Genomic DNA, 18,890 nt, shown 5'->3' with positions numbered 1-18,890 from the left:
TTGAATTTTCGGCAATAATAATTTTTTAAATTTTATTTAATTATTTTACACCCTTCATTAAGTAAATGGGTAGACTTGTGTTTTATACTTCCAAAGCGCAATAAACCCAGTGGAAAAAGAATTACTCATCAAATTTTTAAATGGAACAGCCAATGCTGCGGAACGCAGGCAGGTAATGGAATGGCTGGAACAGGATGATTCAAAGGAGAATTTTGATCGTTTCCTCCGTGAACACTGGAAAAACGTGGAATCAAATTCAGCAGACAATACGGATTACCCACTGTTATTGGAGAAAATTCATTCAAAAATCTTTCCCGAAACCAAAATCAGGCCGCTTTGGCCATGGGGAAGGTATTGTAAAATTGCCGTTAGCCTCTTTTTATTTCTGGCAAGTGCTTTTTTTATAAAACAGGCGGTGGATTACAAGAAACAAGACCCTGTACTTTCAGAAAGGATTATTGAGAAAAGTACAGGTGAAGGGGAAAAACTCCGGCTTACCCTCCCCGATGACAGCAAGATCACCTTGAATGCCAATTCTACCGTATATTTTTCTTCCTTATATGGAGTTAAGGAAAGGATAGTTCGTTTATCAGGGGAAGCATTTTTTGAAATAGCCAAAGATTCATTGCGGCCTTTCCGGGTGGAAACAGATGGAATTGTTACCACAGCTTTGGGTACCGCTTTCAATGTTTTTGCTCGCTCCGGACAGGTTTCAGTGGCCCTGACTGAAGGAAGGGTAGCTGTGGATGGCCCTCAATCAAAAATGGAATTGGAACCCGGGCAATTGGCCAGAATGGATAAGGCAAAAGCTATTTCCGGGCTAAGGGTGGAAAAATTTGATGCGGAAAAAATTACCGGCTGGAAAGAAGGAAGGCTGGTTTTTGATAAAAAGCCCCTGAAACTTATTCTGGAGGATTTGGAAAGATGGTATGGGGTGGAAATGAATATAGATCCCCGACTAAATCTGAACCGAAGAGTGATTGGAGCTTTCCGAAACAAAAACCTGACAGATGTACTAACTGGATTGGGTTTTTCTATGGGCTTCGAATTCAATATCAACCATAAAGAAGTCATCATCAAAAAGAATCGCCTATGAAACAAAAAATGCAGGACAAAACCTCCATCGCCAAATGAATTGCTTTGCCCTGCTGACTTTAAAGTGTAAAACTCAAAATCCTTTAAAATTATGAAAAGAAAATTACTGTACCTAATCAAAATGGTATCTAAAAACCTATTGTATGGTTTGGTTATTCAATGTTTGTTTATGACTACATTGATGGCACATGAGATCAGTGCCCAGATCAAGCCCATTGACGAATCCCATATCCGGCTAAACAAAGCAGAATGGGGTTTAGAGGAAATCTTTCAGGAAGTGGAAGAAAAAACAGACTATTCCTTCGTTCTGGGAGAGGAAATTCTGAACAATGAGACACAATTGAACCTGAAAAGTAAACGACAAACAGTAAATGAGCTGCTATTGGATATCGCCCTGGGTGCCAATTTGAAATTCAAGCAAGTAGACAATTCCATTTATGTTGCCCCGGGAAACCAGGCCCCCGATTCCCCAATAGAAATTTTAATAGATGAACGCCCTGTTAGTGGCCGGGTACTGGATCCCAATGGAGAGGGCATTCCCGGTGCAACCGTGCTGGTGGAAGGAACCAACATAGGCACAGCTACAGATATCGACGGTAATTTTAACCTGGAAGTGCCTGATGATGCTGTTCTGGTGATTTCCTTCATCGGCTACGAATCCCAGCGAATCGAGCTGGGCAATCAAAGCGAAATCACCGTAACCATGGAGGAGGACCTGTCCTCTTTGGATGAAATCGTGGTGGTGGGATATGGTACCCAGAAAAAGGTGAATCTTACAGGTGCGGTGAGTACCGTGACCTCTGAGGACATTGTTAACCAACCTGTTGGTCAGACCTCAATGGCCCTGCAAGGTATAGCACCAGGGGTTACCATCACCCAAAGAAGCGGTCAGCCCGGATCAGATGGGGGAGCCATCAGGATACGGGGGGTAGGTACACTGGGGAACTCCAATCCCCTGATCATGGTGGACGGAGTAGAGACCAACCTGAACAATGTAGACCCCAATGAAATTGAAAGCATTTCCATATTGAAGGATGCCTCCTCGGCGGCCATTTATGGTGCACGTGCCGCAAATGGTGTCGTGTTGATCACTACCAAGAGAGGTGTGGAGGGTGTACGGGTAAATTATAACATGTATGCGGGTTTTCAGGTACCCACCCGAATGCCTGAAATTGTAGGTGCCCTGGATCACATGGAACTGGCCAACGAGGCCTTTACCAATGTGGGCAACGATCCGCAGTATACCGAAGAATTCCTTGCTGATTATCGGGCAGGCATGCCGTCCGATCAATACCCAAATACGGACTGGCAGGCCCTGACTTTAAAGAATACGGCTTTTATGCAAAACCACAATGTGAGCATCAATGCCGGTAGTGAAAAAGCCAGGGTTTTTGGTTCTATCAGTTACCTGGACCAGGATGGTATTATCCCCAATACAGATTTTAGCCGGTTTAACCTCAGGCTCAACTCTGATGTCAATGTCTCGGACAGGCTCACCTTATCTACAGATATATTTTTACGCAGGGCCTACCAGCGGGAACCTTCCTTTGGAACCGGATATGTTTTTCACTGGATGCGCCGGATTCCGGCTAATGAAGTAGGAGTGCTTTCCAACGGTCGTTACGGCGAAGGTTGGAATGGAGATCATCCCCTGGCCAGAGCAAAGGATGGAGGTCTTAGAACCGAAGAAAGCCTGGACGCCATTCTAAACTTTCGCCTCGATTATAAAATCACGGATTGGTTGTCTGCAGAATTAATGTATGCACCCAAATTCTGGAATCCACATACCAAAAGTTTTGCCAATATTACCCAAACCTATGCCAGGGATGGGGAAACACCTACCCATTTTGTGCCCCAGCGAAATTCCCTCACGGAAAGGTACGACCGAGAATGGTACAATAATATCCGGGCGATTATCAGAATGGACAAGACCTTCAATGATATACACACCCTGGGTATCACGGCCGGTTATCAGCAGGAGGACCAAACCAACAAGTGGATTTCTGCCTACCGGGAGGTATTTCCACTGCCTCAATACCAGCAGATCAATGCCGGTAACCGGGCCAATGAACAAACCGGAGGTGCCGCGTCCCACTGGGCCTTGCAATCTGTCTTTGGCCGGGTAACTTACAATTACGATGAACGATACCTGCTGGAAGGGAACATTCGAAGGGATGCTTCTTCCCGTTTTGCCGAAGGCAACCGTGTAGGTGTATTTCCATCTTTTTCTGCCGGATGGCGAATTTCGGAAGAAAATTTCATGCAGGCCAACTCCGGCATCATTGACCAGTTGAAGTTAAGAGCCAGCTGGGGGCAGTTGGGTAACCAAAACATTGGTTTATATCCCTTTGCTGCCTTCATGTCGTTGGGAGGAGGATCCCAGGACTACGTATTTGATGGTGCCAATGCACCAGGTGCCGCCCTGAATAGCATGGCCAATTCCTCTATTCAATGGGAGCTGACCGAAACCACGGACATCGGTTTGGATTTTAACCTTTGGGGTAAGCTGGATGTGGCGATGGACTATTACTTGAGAAGAACAAAAGACATTCTCCTTCCCTTGAACATTCCTCAAACCATCGGGTTGACCGAACCATATCAAAATGCTGGAGAAGTAAAAAACAACGGTTATGAACTGATGGTCAATTACAGAAACAAGATAGGAGACCTGAACTACAGCATCATGGTCAACTATTCCGATGTAAGGAATGAAGTTATCGACATGCGGGGAATTGAACAAACCGGACTGACCGTAAACCGAGAGGGACATCCCATCGGCTCGTTTTTTGGCTATATCTCAGAGGGTTTGTTTCAAAGTCAGGAAGAGGTTAATAACCATGCCGAACAATTTGGAGATATTGCCCCGGGAGATATCAAATACCGGGATGTAGACGGAGACGGGATGATCAATGACCGGGACCTGGCCGTGATTGGTAGTCCCATTCCCAGACATACCTTCGGGCTTCGGCTGAATGCCGATTACAAGGGCTTCGACTTCTCTTTATTTTTACAGGGAGTAGGGAAAGCAGATGGCTACCTGTTTGGACAGGGCATTATGCCTTTCTACCTGGGTGGTACAGTACAGGAGCAGCACAAGGATCGCTGGACACCGGACAATCCGGATGCATCCTTTCCCAGACTGGCCTGGAACCGAACCAATAACGAACAGAATTCCAGCTTTTGGATGCGCAATGCGGCTTATCTGAGAGGGCAAAATGTACAGTTTGGTTATTCCCTACCTCAAAATGTCCTTGACAGGCTGAATATTCAGCGGGCACGCATTTATCTGAGCGGTAGAAACCTGTTTACCATTACTGATTTTTACGAAGGGTATGATCCGGAAGCCCCCGTCAGCAATGGTGGTTGGTATCCGCAAATGACTACTTATACCATGGGCTTGAATGTTAACTTCTAAACAGCAGGAACCAATGAAAAACTTAATCAAATATATCGTACTGATACCCGTTCTGTTCTTCTCCGCTGCTTGCGAAGATGAATTTCTGGAGCGGATGCCACTGGATTCTCCTTCCAGTGAGACCTATTTTGAAAATGAAACAGAACTGGAAATGGCAGTAACAGGGGTTTATAACCGTCTTTGGTATTGGCCTGCAGGAATTGCCTGGTTTTTGTCTTTCGATTTTGCCTCTGATGATGGCTGGGATCGAAACGGGAGTACCCTTCAGGCCCTGGGTAGGGGAGAGCAAAATGCCGACAATGGGTTTACGAATGGTTTCTGGTCCCATTTTTACCGGGCCATTAACCGCACCAACTTCATTACCTCCAGAGGCAGCCACCTGCGGGATGAAATGGATCCGGCCAAATATGACCGGCTCGTAGGAGAAGCCAGATTTATCCGCGCCTATTTCTACGCCTACCTGGCCGAATTGTACGGAGACGTGCCTCTGGTAACAACTACACTGACACTGGAAGAATCCCAAACGCCAAGAACCCCAAAATCTGAAGTGATCGATTTTGTGATGGCCGAGCTAAATGAAATAAAAGCCTACCTGCCCATGGAAGCTACGGAAAAGGGCCGGATTACGCAGGGGACCGTTTTGGCAATGATGTCCCGTGTTGCCCTATGGAACGAGCGATGGGAGGAAGCTGCATCCGCAGCCAAAGAGCTTATGGATTCAGGTACATATTCCGTTGATCCGGATTATGAAGGCATGTTTACTTTCGAAGGTGACAATTCACCCGAAGTTATTACCAGGATCCAATACCTGAGAGGTGTGCAAACCCACAATATGCCCCGAAATTTCTGGTCCAGGATGGCCCTCGGCCACTCCAACAAGAAGCCGCCACAGGATTTTGTTGATACCTACGATTGCATAGATGGATTACCGATTGATGAATCGCCACTTTATGACCCACAAAGTCCCTTTGAAAATCGGGACCCCAGATTGGACTACACCTTGGTGGTACCTGGTTCCAGATTGGTTAACTGGATCTATGAAACTCATAGTGACAGTACCATGACCTGGGAATTTCAGGGAGAGGATAGTGTGCGGGTACCAAATATTGAGGCACAGCATGCTTATGCCTCCTTTACCGGCTACCTGTACCGCAAACATGTGGATGTGGCCAATTATCCAACTGATGTAGGGTCTACTGATCAGAACCTGACGATATTCCGGCTGGGTGAGGTTTTGTTGAATTATGCCGAAGCCAAGGTGGAATTGAATCAAATTGACGAAAGTGTATACGATGCCATCAATGCTTTGCGGCAAAGAGAATCCGTACAAATGCCAGCCATTGAACCTGGAAAGTCCCAGGAGGAAATGAGGAACCTGGTTCGCAAGGAAAGAAGGCATGAATTGGGTATAGAAGGTTTCCGATACTTCGATATCCGCAGGTGGGGCATTGCCGAGGATGTGATTCCAGGACCTTACCGGGGCAGGGTAAATCGCTACGGTGAAGGCGGCTGGCTTAACGAGCCGCCAATGATTGATCCCATTGGTACGCCTAGCTATGACCATATCAGCAATGCCGATGAAATGGTGGTAGTAGAGACCCGTGATTTTAATCCCAACAGGGATTACCTGTGGCCCATACCCCGTATTGAATTGGAAACGAATACGGCCTTGACCCAGAATCCGGGTTATTGATACTGGAGCTGATGTTAAAAGATGATTGTTTCAAGGATTCCTGCTCCAAACAGTTGGGGCAGGAGTACCTTGCATTGGCAATAAATTATGCACAGGGAAAAGGGGCAAAGAAATGTATTTTCTTTTTCCTCCCGATCATCCTTTGTACCATTCTTTGCATTTGTCCCACCGCTAAGGTTTTCTCTCAGCATAGCCAGTATGATTTGGTGGTTTATGGAGGGACATCCGCTGGGGTCACTGCCGCAATACAGGCAGCCAGAATGGGAAAACAAGTAGCGTTGATTGAACCCGGAGACAGGTTGGGAGGGCTAACCACCGGAGGTCTGGGACAAACCGATATCGGAAACAAACAAGCGATCGGAGGAATAGCCCGGGAATTTTACCGAAATATCAAGCAGTACTACGATCAGCCGGAAAATTGGCATTGGCAGGAAAAGAAAAACTACAAAGGAGTGGACTATTCCCGTTCTGAGGATGGAGAAGAGACCATGTGGACCTTTGAGCCTTCCGCGGCTTTGCATGTTTTTAAGGAAATGATCGGAAAAGAGAATTCTATCGAAATCATGTATGGTGAAAGGCTTAAACAAGAATCAGGAGTAATCATGGAGGATCAAGTCATTACAGCCGTGGAGATGGAAACCGGCAAACGGTTTATTGGAAAGATGTATATTGATGCCAGCTATGAAGGAGATCTTATGGCCGCTGCCGATGTAAGCTATACTATTGGCAGAGAAGCAAATCGTAAATATGGGGAAACCCTCAATGGCGTTCAGGCAAATGTGTATGGTGTTACCCTACGAGGAAAACCGGCTAAGAACGGAAGAAATCATAATTTGGTAGAGGGAGTGGATCCCTACATTGTCCCGGGGAAACCGGATTCCGGTCTACTACCAACCATTTCTGCCTCCGGTCCGGGAATTGATGGTAGCGGGGATTCAAAAATTCAAGCCTATTGTTTTCGGATGACTCTTACAGACCATCCTGAAAACAGGATTCCTTTTGAAAAGCCCATATCTTATGATGAGGCAAACTATGAATTGTTATTCAGGAATTACGAAGCGGCAGAAGATGTGGAAAAAATGTATGATTACGGAGTTCCATACCTTCCCTGGGCCAATTCGGCCATGCCCAACCAGAAAACTGATACCAATAACAAGCATGGATTTTCGACCGATTTTATCGGGCAAAATTATGCATATCCTGAAGGGACCTATGAAGAAAGGGAAAAAATCAGGGAAGCACACCGGGAATACCAAAAGGGCTTGATGTGGACCCTGGCTTACCATCCAAGAATACCTGAAATAGTCCGTAATGAAGTGTCAAAATGGGGAACCTGTAAGGATGAATTCAGTCGGGTGGATGGTTGGCCGGAGCAACTGTATATTCGGGAAGCCCGCAGGATGGTGAGTGACTACGTCATAACCCAACACCATTGTGAAGGATTGGAAGTAGCTGAGGACCCTATAGCTCTGGCCGCCTATGGAATGGATTCTCATCATGTACAGCGATACGTAGATGCGAATGGATTTGTAAAAAACGAGGGCAATGTGGAAGGCAGCGTGCCTGGACCTTATCCCATAAGTTACCGATCCATTGTTCCTAAAAAGAGTGAAGCGAAGAATCTTTTGGTTCCTGTTTGTCTTAGTGCCTCACACATTGCCTTTGGTTCCATTCGGATGGAGCCGGTTTTTATGGTACTTGGGCAATCGGCAGGTATGGCAGCTTCCCTGGCCATAGATGCCAATAGCAGTGTGCAGGATGTCCCTTACGGACTGTTAAGAAATGAATTAATTACCTACCGGCAGAGATTGGAGTAACTACCGGAATGTAACAAATGAATGAACCCAAACTAACATGCACTATTTGATTTTACCTTTATTATTCCTGTTGATAACAGGAAATTCACACCCAATAATGGCCCAGACAGAATCCTATGATCTGGTCATTTACGGTGGTACTTCGGCGGGCGTTGCAGCAGCCATTCAGGCTTCCCGTATGGACCAATCGGTAGTCCTGATCGAACCTTCTTCCCGATTGGGAGGATTGACTACAGGAGGGCTTGGCCAAACAGATATCGGCAACAAGCAGGCCATCGGAGGAATAGCCAGGGAATTTTACCAAAATATCCGGAAGCACTATGAGCAGCCGGAAAACTGGAAATGGCAATCCCAGGAGGAGTACCAGGATGGAGGTCAGACCCGTACTTCAGCGGGAGAGGATGCCATGTGGACCTTTGAGCCTTCAGCAGCACTGCAGGTGTATGAGCAGATGATTGATGCCGAAAACATTGACATCGTTTATAATGAAAGGTTGGACCGCTCAGACAGAGGTGTGAGCAAATCCGGGGGCAGGATCCAATCCATCACCATGGAAAGCGGGGAAACCTACCAGGGCAAAATGTTTATGGACGCCACTTATGAGGGAGATCTGATGGCCACCGCAGGAGTAAGTTATACCGTAGGTCGGGAAAGCAATGAAGCATATGGGGAAACGGTCAATGGGGTGCAGGCCAATCATTGGAGCATTACCCTGAAGGGAACGCTTTCCAAAAATGCTGCCAACCATAATTTTGTGCCAGGAGTGGATCCTTATGTGGAAAAAGGTAACCCTGAAAGCGGTTTGTTACCCTATATCATTGAAGGCGGACCCGGCATTGATGGACGAGGAGACGACAAAGTCCAGGCTTATGGCTTTCGCATGTGTCTTACAGACCATCCGGATAACAGAATACCTTTCGAAAAGCCTCCGGGATACGACCCGCTCAATTATGAATTGCTTTTCAGAAATTATGAAGCAGGGGAAACCAGGCTTCCCTGGATCAATTCTGCCATGCCCAACCGGAAGTCGGACACCAATAACAACCATGGATTTTCCACGGATTTTACAGGGCAGAACCACGCATACCCGGAAGCTTCCTACCAGGAAAGGGAAAAAATCGTGGAAGCCCATAGAAATTACCAAAAGGGTCTGATGTGGAGCCTGGCCTATCATCCCAGAATGCCAGAAAAAATCCGGAATGTGATTTCCAAATGGGGTACCTGCAAGGATGAGTTTGAACGGGAAGATGGCTGGCAAAACCAACTGTATATAAGAGAGGCCAGACGGATGGTAAGTGATTATGTAATGACACAACACCATTGTGAAGGCCTTGAAGTTGCTGAGGATGCAGTGGGTTTGGCCGCATACGGGATGGATTCCCACAATATCCAAAGGTATGTGGACCACAACGGCTATGTTCAGAATGAAGGAAACGTGCAGGCATCCGTGCAGGGTCCGTATCCGATCAGCTATAAATCCATCGTGCCAAAAAAAGAAGAAGTCGGTAATTTATTTGTTCCGGTCTGTCTGAGTGCCACTCACATTGGCTTTGGATCGATACGGATGGAGCCGGTATTTATGGTTTTGGGCCAATCTGCGGCTATCGCTGCAGCCCTTTCCATTGACCAAGGTATTGCCGTTCAGGATCTGTCCTACGAACCATTAAAAGCAGCCCTATTGGCCCAAAATCAACGTTTGAAGTAATGTTAAACAGGTAGTTTCCATACATTAACTTAAAAAATATCATGAAAAATTTATTGCTTGCATTATTTCTCTTTTTTTCATTCCTGGCCGTACACCCGGGCCAGGCACAAGACCAGTCTTTTGATATCGTTATCTACGGTGGCACCTCCGCTGGAGTAGCCGCTGCCATTCAAAGTTCCCGCATGGGCAAATCCGTGATCCTGATCGAACCCTCCAACCATGTAGGAGGACTGACCACCGGAGGCCTGGGGGCCACTGATATTGGCAATAAACAGGCCATAGGGGGGATCTCCCGAGAGTTTTACCAGGGGATCAAAAGTTATTACGACAACCCGGACAACTGGACCTGGCAGGACCGGTCCGACTATTTTACCCGGCCCGATCAGGGCAGGTCCAAAGAGGGGGAAGATGCCATGTGGACTTTTGAACCCTCTGCGGCCAAAGCAGTATACGAACAAATGATGGCTGCCGAGGACATCAGGTTGGTGACCGGAAAGCGCCTGGACAGGGCCAATGGGGTGGAATCACAAAACAACCGCATTACTGCCATTACCATGGAAAGCGGGGAAACCTACCAGGGCAAAATGTTTATGGACGCCACCTATGAAGGAGACCTGATGGCAGCAGCAGGGGTGAGTTATATGGTAGGTAGAGAAGCCAATAGTGAATTTGGGGAAACCTTAAACGGGGTGCAAGCAAATTATTACAATAGGACATTGAAGAACAATGTTTCCCGAAACGCCATCCACCATAACTTCGTTCCCGGAGTGGATCCATATGTGGAAAAGGGGAATCCATCCAGTGGTTTACTGCCCTTCATCATTGAGGGTGGTCCTGGTATAGATGGTACGGCGGATGATAAGCTTCAGGCATATTGCTATAGAATGACACTTACCAATCATCCGGATAACCGGATTCCCTTTGAAAAGCCGGATAATTATAAGGAAATCGAATACGAGCTTTTGTTTAGAAATTACGAGGCGGCCACCGGGCCTCTGGAAGAAATGTACCACTATGGTGATCCACTGGTTCCCTGGATCAATACCCCCATGCCCAACAGAAAGACGGATACCAACAACCAAAAAGGTTTCTCTACGGACTTTGTAGGACAAAACCACAATTTTCCAGAGGCCAGCTATGAAGAGCGGGAGGCCATTGCCCAGCGGCACCTGGAATACCAGCAAGGACTGATGTGGACACTGGCTTATCATCCACGCATTCCTCAGAAAGTGCGGGATGTGGTCTCCAAATGGGGCATGGCAAAGGATGAATTTGAGGAAAGAGAGGGTTGGACACCACAGCTTTACATCCGGGAGGCACGAAGGATGCACAGTGATTATGTGGTGACCCAAAGGGATTGTGAAGGTCTGGAGCCACCGGTAGAAGACGTGGTGGGACTGGCGGCTTATGGCATGGACTCCCATATGGTGCAGCGTTATGTGGACCACAATGGCTACGTGCAGAATGAAGGCAACTTTGAAGCCCATGTACCGGAACCTTACCCCATTCCTTACCGCGCCATTGTACCTAAAAAAGGAGAGTCAGCTAATTTATTGGTTCCGGTATGTGTGAGTTCAACGCATGTAGCCTTCGGGTCGATCCGGATGGAGCCCGTTTTTATGGTATTGGGACAGTCTGCTGCTACGGCCGCATCTTTGGCCATAGACCAAAATGTAGCTGTCCAGGATCTGGATTACCAACTACTGGCTGCAAAGCTCAAAGAAGATCAGCAAATCCTCGAACGCAGGTAAACCTTTCAGTCCTATAGTTCGATTCAGACAGGAATAATAGTTTTAATTGTCAAGGATTCCTTGTTTGCCGACAGGCAGGCATCTGACAAATAAAAGAAAATTTTAAACACATGAAGCCAAATAAAACCCGCAGGTCATTTCTAAAAAGACTCAGTACTTCAGCTGCCCTGGCCGCAGGCGTACCTTCAGCCATGGCCGCAGGCATGCGCTCATCCGCCTCGGTGCAATACCTGAATCCAAGCCAACAAGGAAAAATACCGGCTGCTAATGACAACATCCGCATTGCCGTCATCGGAACCGGTGGCATGGGTATAGGTGATGTCAATACAGCCCTGATGGTGGAGGGCGTTGAAGTGGTAGCTGCCTGTGACCTGTATGACGGCCGACTTGTACGGGCCAAAGAGCTTTGGGGAAAGGACTTGTTTACCACCAAGGATTACCGGGAAATCCTGGAGAGAGCTGATGTAGATGCCGTAATCAATGCCACGACAGACCATTGGCACCAGAAAATATGTCTGGATGCTATGGAAAAAGGCAAACATGTCTATTGCGAAAAACCCATGGTCCAAAAATCTGAAGACGGGCATGCGATTATACAAATGCAGCAAAAGACCGGTAAAGTATTTCAGGTAGGCAGTCAATACGTAAGTTCCATCATTCATGCCAAAGCAAAGGAGCTGATTGATGCCGGGGAAATCGGTGAAATAAATTTTGCAGAGGCTCAAATAGACCGGCACAGTGCCAGGGGAGCCTGGCAGTATACGGTTCCTTTAGATGCCTCGCCTGAAACGGTAGATTGGGATACTTATCTGGGGCAGGCACCTGACCGGCCCTGGGATCCACTCCGGTTTTTTCGGTGGAGAAATTACCGGGATTATGGTACGGGGGTAGCCGGGGATCTTTATGTACACATGCTTTCCATGCTGCACTTTGTGACGGGATCGAAGGGGCCAAACCGCGTAATGGCCACAGGTGGACTGCGGTATTGGAAAGACGGCAGGGACGTTCCTGACCTTCATTTGGGTTTATTTGATTACCCGGATTCTCCAGAACATCCTGCCTTCAATCTGGCATTACGAACCAATCTGGTCAGTGGCGGAGGGGATAATTTTCTCTTTCGGATCGTAGGGTCTGAAGGGGATATTTCAATAGGGTTTTCTGGATTAACCTTGCGTAAAACGCCTTTTCCCAAAGATCCGGGAATGTCGCTCAACAGCTTTCCTGAAGCCATGCAGGAGGCTATAAAGGCAGATCACTACAAAAAATACCCGCCCAAAGCTTCCCTGGTAGGCCCTTCGGAGTTTGAGTTTAAGGTTCCATCCGATTATAAAGGTGATCGATACGAACACTTTGTCAATTTCTTTGACTCCATCCGGACGGGAAAACCAGTCGTGGAAGATGCGGTATTCGGCCTTAGGGCCTCCGGACCCACAGAAGCAGGAAATATCAGTTATTTTGAAAAGAAAATAATGGGCTGGAATCCTGAGAAAATGGAATTAAACCCGAAAATATAATACCCGAAAATCTACAAGCTCTTTAAATTTTAATCTTATGATACATTTACAAACATTTAAAAGTGCCCTGCTGGCCCTTTCTTTGCTATTTGTTTTTATTGCCTGTGGTCCGGCGGAAGAGCAGGAAGAAATTACAGACGTAATCATCTACGGAGGTACCTCCGGAGCGATTACTGCGGCCATTCAGGCCAAAAAAATGGGGAAATCCGTAATCGTAATCTCTCCGGATACGCATCTGGGAGGCTTGACTGCCGGTGGCCTGGGCTGGACCGACACCGGCAAGAAGGAAGTCATCGGTGGCCTGTCGAGAGAGTTTTACCAACGGGTCTACAACAAATACCAGGAGGAAGATGCCTGGAAATGGGAAGATCGGGCAGATTTTGGCAATCAGGGCCAGGGAACTCCTGCCATTGACGGTGAGTTTCGTACCATGTGGATATTTGAGCCCCATGTGGCTGAGGAAGTATATGATGAGTGGGTAGAAGAGTTGGATATTGAAGTTTTGCGCGACGAATGGCTGGACAGGGAAAACGGAGTTACCGTAGAAAATGGAAAAATCACAGCTATCCGGACCCTCAGCGGAAAGGAATTCAAAGGCAAAATGTTTATCGATGCCACCTATGAAGGCGACCTGATGGCAGCTGCCGGCGTATCTTACCATGTAGGTCGGGAGGCCAATAGTGTGTATGGTGAGGAATGGAACGGTGTACAGACCGGTGTTTATCACCACAGGCACCACTTCAAAGTGCTGGACCAGCCCATAGATCCTTATTGGGTACCTGGCGATCCTTCTTCCGGACTACTACCCAGAATCAGTGATGAAGATCCTGGCGTAAAAGGTGAAGGAGACAATAAGGTACAGGCGTACTGCTTTCGAACCTGTATGTCCAACCACCCCGATAACCGCGTACCCTTCCCCAGGCCGGCGAATTACGATTCTACCCAATATGAATTACTTGTCCGGATATTTGATGCAGGCTGGAGGGAATGGTTCGGGAAATTCGACATGATCCCTAACCGGAAAACCGACACCAATAACCACGGACCTTTCAGCTCGGATAATATCGGAATGAATTACGATTACCCGGAAGCTAGTTATGAACGCAGAAAAGAAATCATCAAAGAGCATGAGGATTACCAAAAGGGCCTTCTGTATTTTGTAGCGAATGACCCCAGGGTGCCTAAAGAAACCCAGGAGGAATTTCAGAAATGGGGATTGGCCAAAGATGAGTTTACCGATAACGGCAACTGGCCCCATCAGATTTATGTCAGGGAGGCAAGGCGCATGATCGGGAAATACGTGATGACTGAAAATGAGTTGTTGCAAAAGAAACCTACCCCTGAATCTGTAGGGATGGGTTCTTATACCATTGATTCACACAATATTCAGCGGTATGTGGACGAAAATGGGCATGTGCACAATGAAGGCGATATCGGGGTTTCTTTGCCTCAGCCTTATGAAATTGCTTTTGGTTCACTTGTGCCTAAGAAAGAAGAGATCCAAAATCTCGTTGTTCCGGTAGCGGTATCTGCCAGTCATATTGCCTTTGGTTCCATCCGGATGGAACCGGTATTTATGATTTTGGGACAATCGGCTGCCACAGCGGCTGTAATGGCCATGGAGCAGGATATCGCAGTGCAGGATCTTTCCTATGCAGCTTTGAAGGAACAATTGCTGCAGGATGGACAAGTCCTTACTTTAGCCGACAGAATCGCTTCCAATTAGCTTTCATGCTCCTCCACCGAGAACCCCTATTAATTTTTATCCTGAGCCTTTTTTGCTGCATGGGCTGTGATCAGCCTGTGCAGCAACAAGCCTCAAACCCTCCGAATGTGGTCATCTTTTTATCCGATGACCAGGGTTGGGGGGACCTGAGCCACAGTGGCAATACCAACCTGCATACCCCAAATATTGACCGACTGGCACAAAATGGATTGAGTTTCGAACGCTTTTATGTAGAACCTGTCTGTTCACCTACAAGGGCCGAGTTACTAACCGGAAGGTACCACCTGAGGGGAGGAGTGAGTGGTACCTCAGCAGGAGAGGAGCGATTGGACTTGGATGAAACCACTTTTGTAGAGCTGTTTCAGGAAGCAGGCTATGCCACAGCAGCTTTCGGAAAGTGGCACAATGGGATGCAGCACCCCTATCATCCCAATGCACGGGGGTTTGACTATTTTTATGGTTTTTGTTCCGGACATTGGGGCGATTATTTTAGTCCTCCCCTGGAGGAAAACGGCAAGCTGGTAAAAGGGGAAGGATATCTTGTGGATGACCTGACCAACAAGGCCCTTGAATTTATTGAAGACCAACGGGAAGCCCCATTTCTGGTATACCTTCCGTACAATACTCCCCACTCTCCCATGCAGGTACCAGACCAATGGTGGGATAAATTTGAAGCTAAGGAATTGGAAATGGTATTGCCAGAGGAGCAAAATGAAGACCTGCAATTTACCAAAGCAGCCCTGGCCATGTGTGAAAACATAGACTGGAATGTGGGCAGGGTCATGGGGAAACTGGAAGAATTGGGATTGGAAGAAAATACAATTGTGATCTACCTCAGCGATAATGGCCCCAACAGCTTACGCTGGAATGGAGGCATGAAAGGCAGGAAGGGTTCCACTGACGAAGGTGGGGTCCGCAGTCCCTTTTTTATGCAATGGCCGGGCAGGCTTCCGGCTGGAAAAAGCATCCCTCAGATTGCAGGAGCAATTGATTTGCTGCCTACTTTAATGGACTTGACGGGCATTAATGCATCGGTAAACAGGCCATTGGATGGGAAAAGCCTGGTACCCCTCATGCTAGAGGACAATCCCCTTTGGGAGGACAGGATGATTTTTAGCCATTGGAATGGAAATACCAGTGTTCGGACCCAGCGGTATCGTCTGGACAGTGAGGGTAGACTTTATGATATGGAGGCCGATCCCGGGCAATCTTCTGATATTGCCGCTGAGTATCCGGAAATTGCCAGGCAACTTGGCCTGGCGAAAACAGATTGGGATGAGGAAATGGCGGCTGAGTTTGATGGAAATGCCAGACCGTTTACTCTTGGCTACCCGGAAGCTACCTATACCCAAATGCCAGCAAGAGATGCCGAGCCTCATGGAAATATTAAGCGCAGCAACCGATTCCCCAATGACTCCTTTTTTACCAACTGGAGCAGCACGCAGGATAGCATCACCTGGGATGTGGAGGTCATCGAAGCAGGTGAATTTTCCGTTGAAGTGTATTACACCTGCAGTGAAAAGAATCTGGGTTCCAGAATCCAACTTTCTGTTGGTGGAGATCAGGTGCAGGCGAAGGTAAAGAAGGCGCATGACCCTCCTCTCAGGGGGATGGAAAACGATCGTGTGGAAAGAATGGAGTCCTACGTGAAAGACTTTAAACCCATGCCCATGGGTAGGATCAAATTGGAAAAGGGAAGATCCAAATTGGTACTGAAGGCCCTGGAGATCCCGGGTGACCAGGTCATGGATCTCCGGCTATTGCTGTTTAAAAGAATCAATTAACAAAAATCCAATATCATGAAAAACTTAATTGTATCGTTTTGTTTTGCCTTCACTTTCCTTACCATGTCCTGTTCTACGAATAAGGAATCTGAAGTAGAAAACTATGATGTAGTGGTTTATGGAGCCAATTCTGCCGGTATCATTGCTGCCTATACGGCAAAAACCATGGGAAAATCGGTCTTATTAATCGAACCCAGCCTTCATTTGGGTGGTTTGACCACGGGGGGATTGGGCTATACCGATATTGGTAACAAATATGCGGTGACAGGATTATCAAGGGATTTTTACCGGAGACTGGGAGATCATTATGGCAAGTTTGAACAGTGGATATTTGAACCCAGTGTGGCCAAAAAAACCTTTCAGGAATACCTGGACAGGGCAGGGATTGAAGTGCAATACGATTACCGTGTTATCGAGGCCATTAAAGAAGATGGTTTTATCAAGGAAATTCAACTGGAAAAATCCAGTGATCCTTCCCAGGATCACCGAACTGTATCTGGAAAAATGTTTATTGATGCCACTTATGAGGGGGACCTGATGGCCATGTCGGGTGTTAGTTATGCTATCGGCAGGGAAGCCAATGAGGTTTATGGAGAGACCTATAACGGCGTACAGCTAATGAACGGTCATCAGTTTCCGGATGGGATAGATCCATATAAGACTCCGGGTGAGCCCTCCAGCGGACTGCTATGGGGTATCAGTGAAGAAGACCTGGAACCGGATGGAACCGGAGACGATAAAATACAGGCCTACAATTACCGGATCTGCCTGACCAATGACCCGGAAAACCGCATCGAAATCACTGAACCGGAGGGGTACGACCCGAGCATGTTTGATCTGCTGGTCCGGCTTTTTGAGGCACAACCGGACAGAAAAAGTCTAAATAACTATTTTATCTGGAGCCACATGCCGAATAACAAAACGGACATTAACAATCGGGGTGGTTTTTCTACAGACATGATCGGCATGAACCATGAATACCCAGAAGCCGATTACGAGCGCAGACAGGAAATCATCGATGCGCATACCCACTATACCAAATCCTTGCTTTATTTCTACAAAACTGATCCCCGGGTGCCAGCGGAAATCCAGGAGCAGATGCAGGAATGGGGGTACCCCAAGGACGAATATGTGGACAACGGAAACTGGACCCCGCAGCTTTATGTAAGGGAAGTGAGGAGAATGATCGGGGAATATGTCATGACACAAGCCAATTGTGTAGGAGATGAGGTGGTGGAGGATGGCATTGGCATGGCCGCCTATACCATGGACTCCCACAATATCCAGCGGATTGTGATCGAAAAGGAGGGTAAAAAGATGGTCAAAAATGAAGGAAATGTGGAAATCGGTGGTTTTGGGCCCTACCCCATAGCATACCGCTCCATTATCCCTAAGGCTGAAGAAGCCAAAAACCTCTTTGTTCCCGCAGCCATGTCGGCCAGCCACATCGCCTTTGGTTCCATCCGTATGGAACCGGTTTTTATGGTTTTGGGACAGTCTGCTGCGGTAGCGGCCTGTATGGCCATTGATGGGGGACAGACCGTACAGGAAGTAGACGTGCCAGCCCTGCAGGAGGAGCTGAAAACCAATCCCCTGGCAGATGGGAGTACGGCAGATATCCTGGTGGACAATGATGATGAAGGTATGGTGACGGTGGCCGGTGACTGGGAACAGGTGAGCAGGGGAGGTTACGGCCCGAGTTTTCTAAGGGATGAATCTGGGGGTAGTAGTGAAAAATCCGTTCGATTCACTGCGGCAGTGCAGGATGCCGGAAAATATAATGTTTATGTCTACTTCTCCAGAACCCAAGAGGCCACCTCCCAAACCCATATCCTGCTGGGCGATGGATTTGAAGAGCATGAAATGCTGGTAAAAGAGGAGGATATCCGGGTAGAGGGGCAGACTTCCGGGGAATGGGTACATTTGGGAGATTTTGATTTGGAACCCAATACTTCCCCATTTGTTGAAGTTTCCAATAAGGATGCAGATGGGGCAGTGGTAGCCGATGCGGTGTTGTGGGTACCTGTGAGGTGATGGTCTTATTATCTGATGGTTAAAGGATCTGATTTGTTAATAGGCTGATTATTTGATGAAATTTTGTTCAGTTTATGCCAGGAGAAATATGGTGCTCGGTGAAGTAGGTTTACTGGGTGAGTTTGCAACTTCACCCTTATATCTTCAGGTTTATAATCAGATAAGACTTGGCAAAAAGCCATTTGCAATGGCTGAACTAACTCGTTATTCAAAATCGGAAATCCATTTACGTACTTACATGAAATCCCGCATTACAAATGCCACGTTCTCGTAAATCAGAAGATAAAAGGGATGTAGATACAATCTACACCCAATACGGTATGTATTAAAATGCAAGATCCATTTGCTACTATATA

10 protein-coding genes are annotated in these 18,890 nt (G+C 47.2%); all 10 read left to right on the top strand.

Going from position 1 to position 18,890, the window contains the following annotated elements; all coding sequences use genetic code 11:
- The first annotated feature begins 109 nt into the window (after positions 1-109).
- The 10 genes from G9Q97_RS15515 to G9Q97_RS15470 all read left to right on the top strand — a co-directional run bounded on the left by G9Q97_RS15515 (position 110) and on the right by G9Q97_RS15470 (position 18,534).
- Positions 110-1,096 carry a FecR family protein gene (locus G9Q97_RS15515; RefSeq protein WP_166148396.1) on the top strand — a complete coding sequence of 329 codons (987 nt, stop codon included), beginning with the start codon at positions 110-112 and terminating at the stop codon, positions 1,094-1,096.
- Positions 1,097-1,186: 90 nt separating this feature from the next.
- Positions 1,187-4,510, top strand: coding sequence for a SusC/RagA family TonB-linked outer membrane protein (locus G9Q97_RS15510; RefSeq protein WP_166148394.1), 3,324 nt, complete (start codon positions 1,187-1,189; stop codon positions 4,508-4,510).
- 13 nt (positions 4,511-4,523) lie between these two features.
- Positions 4,524-6,203 carry a RagB/SusD family nutrient uptake outer membrane protein gene (locus G9Q97_RS15505; RefSeq protein ID WP_166148392.1) on the top strand — a complete coding sequence of 560 codons (1,680 nt, stop codon included), beginning with the start codon at positions 4,524-4,526 and terminating at the stop codon, positions 6,201-6,203.
- A gap of 11 nt (positions 6,204-6,214) precedes the next feature.
- Complete coding sequence (locus G9Q97_RS15500; RefSeq protein ID WP_166148391.1) at positions 6,215-8,020, top strand: FAD-dependent oxidoreductase; 1,806 nt, start codon at positions 6,215-6,217, stop codon at positions 8,018-8,020.
- A gap of 97 nt (positions 8,021-8,117) precedes the next feature.
- A complete protein-coding gene (locus G9Q97_RS15495; protein ID WP_246255716.1) occupies positions 8,118-9,725 on the top strand; it encodes an FAD-dependent oxidoreductase in 1,608 nt (535 codons plus the stop codon).
- A 41-nt stretch (positions 9,726-9,766) separates the two neighbouring features.
- On the top strand, positions 9,767-11,476 hold the full coding sequence (locus G9Q97_RS15490) for an FAD-dependent oxidoreductase (RefSeq protein WP_166148387.1): 1,710 nt from the start codon (positions 9,767-9,769) through the stop codon (positions 11,474-11,476).
- 110 nt (positions 11,477-11,586) lie between these two features.
- Entirely contained in the window at positions 11,587-12,990 is a 1,404-nt protein-coding gene (locus G9Q97_RS15485; protein WP_166148385.1) for a Gfo/Idh/MocA family protein, read from the top strand.
- A 37-nt stretch (positions 12,991-13,027) separates the two neighbouring features.
- On the top strand, positions 13,028-14,716 hold the full coding sequence (locus tag G9Q97_RS15480; protein WP_166148383.1) for an FAD-dependent oxidoreductase: 1,689 nt from the start codon (positions 13,028-13,030) through the stop codon (positions 14,714-14,716).
- A 5-nt stretch (positions 14,717-14,721) separates the two neighbouring features.
- Positions 14,722-16,500: an arylsulfatase gene (locus tag G9Q97_RS15475; RefSeq protein ID WP_166148381.1), complete on the top strand. Its 1,779-nt coding sequence runs from the start codon at positions 14,722-14,724 to the stop codon at positions 16,498-16,500.
- 15 nt (positions 16,501-16,515) lie between these two features.
- Positions 16,516-18,534 (top strand): FAD-dependent oxidoreductase, encoded by a 2,019-nt coding sequence (locus G9Q97_RS15470; RefSeq protein ID WP_166148380.1) that lies wholly within the window; start codon positions 16,516-16,518, stop codon positions 18,532-18,534.
- Positions 18,535-18,890: the final 356 nt, after the last annotated feature.

The sequence above is a fragment of the Cyclobacterium plantarum genome, from assembly GCF_011290685.1.
Taxonomy (GTDB): Bacteria; Bacteroidota; Bacteroidia; order Cytophagales; family Cyclobacteriaceae; genus Cyclobacterium; species Cyclobacterium plantarum.
The sequence above is the reverse complement of the archived record's forward strand: the minus strand, read 5'-3'. Positions and strand labels throughout refer to the sequence as shown.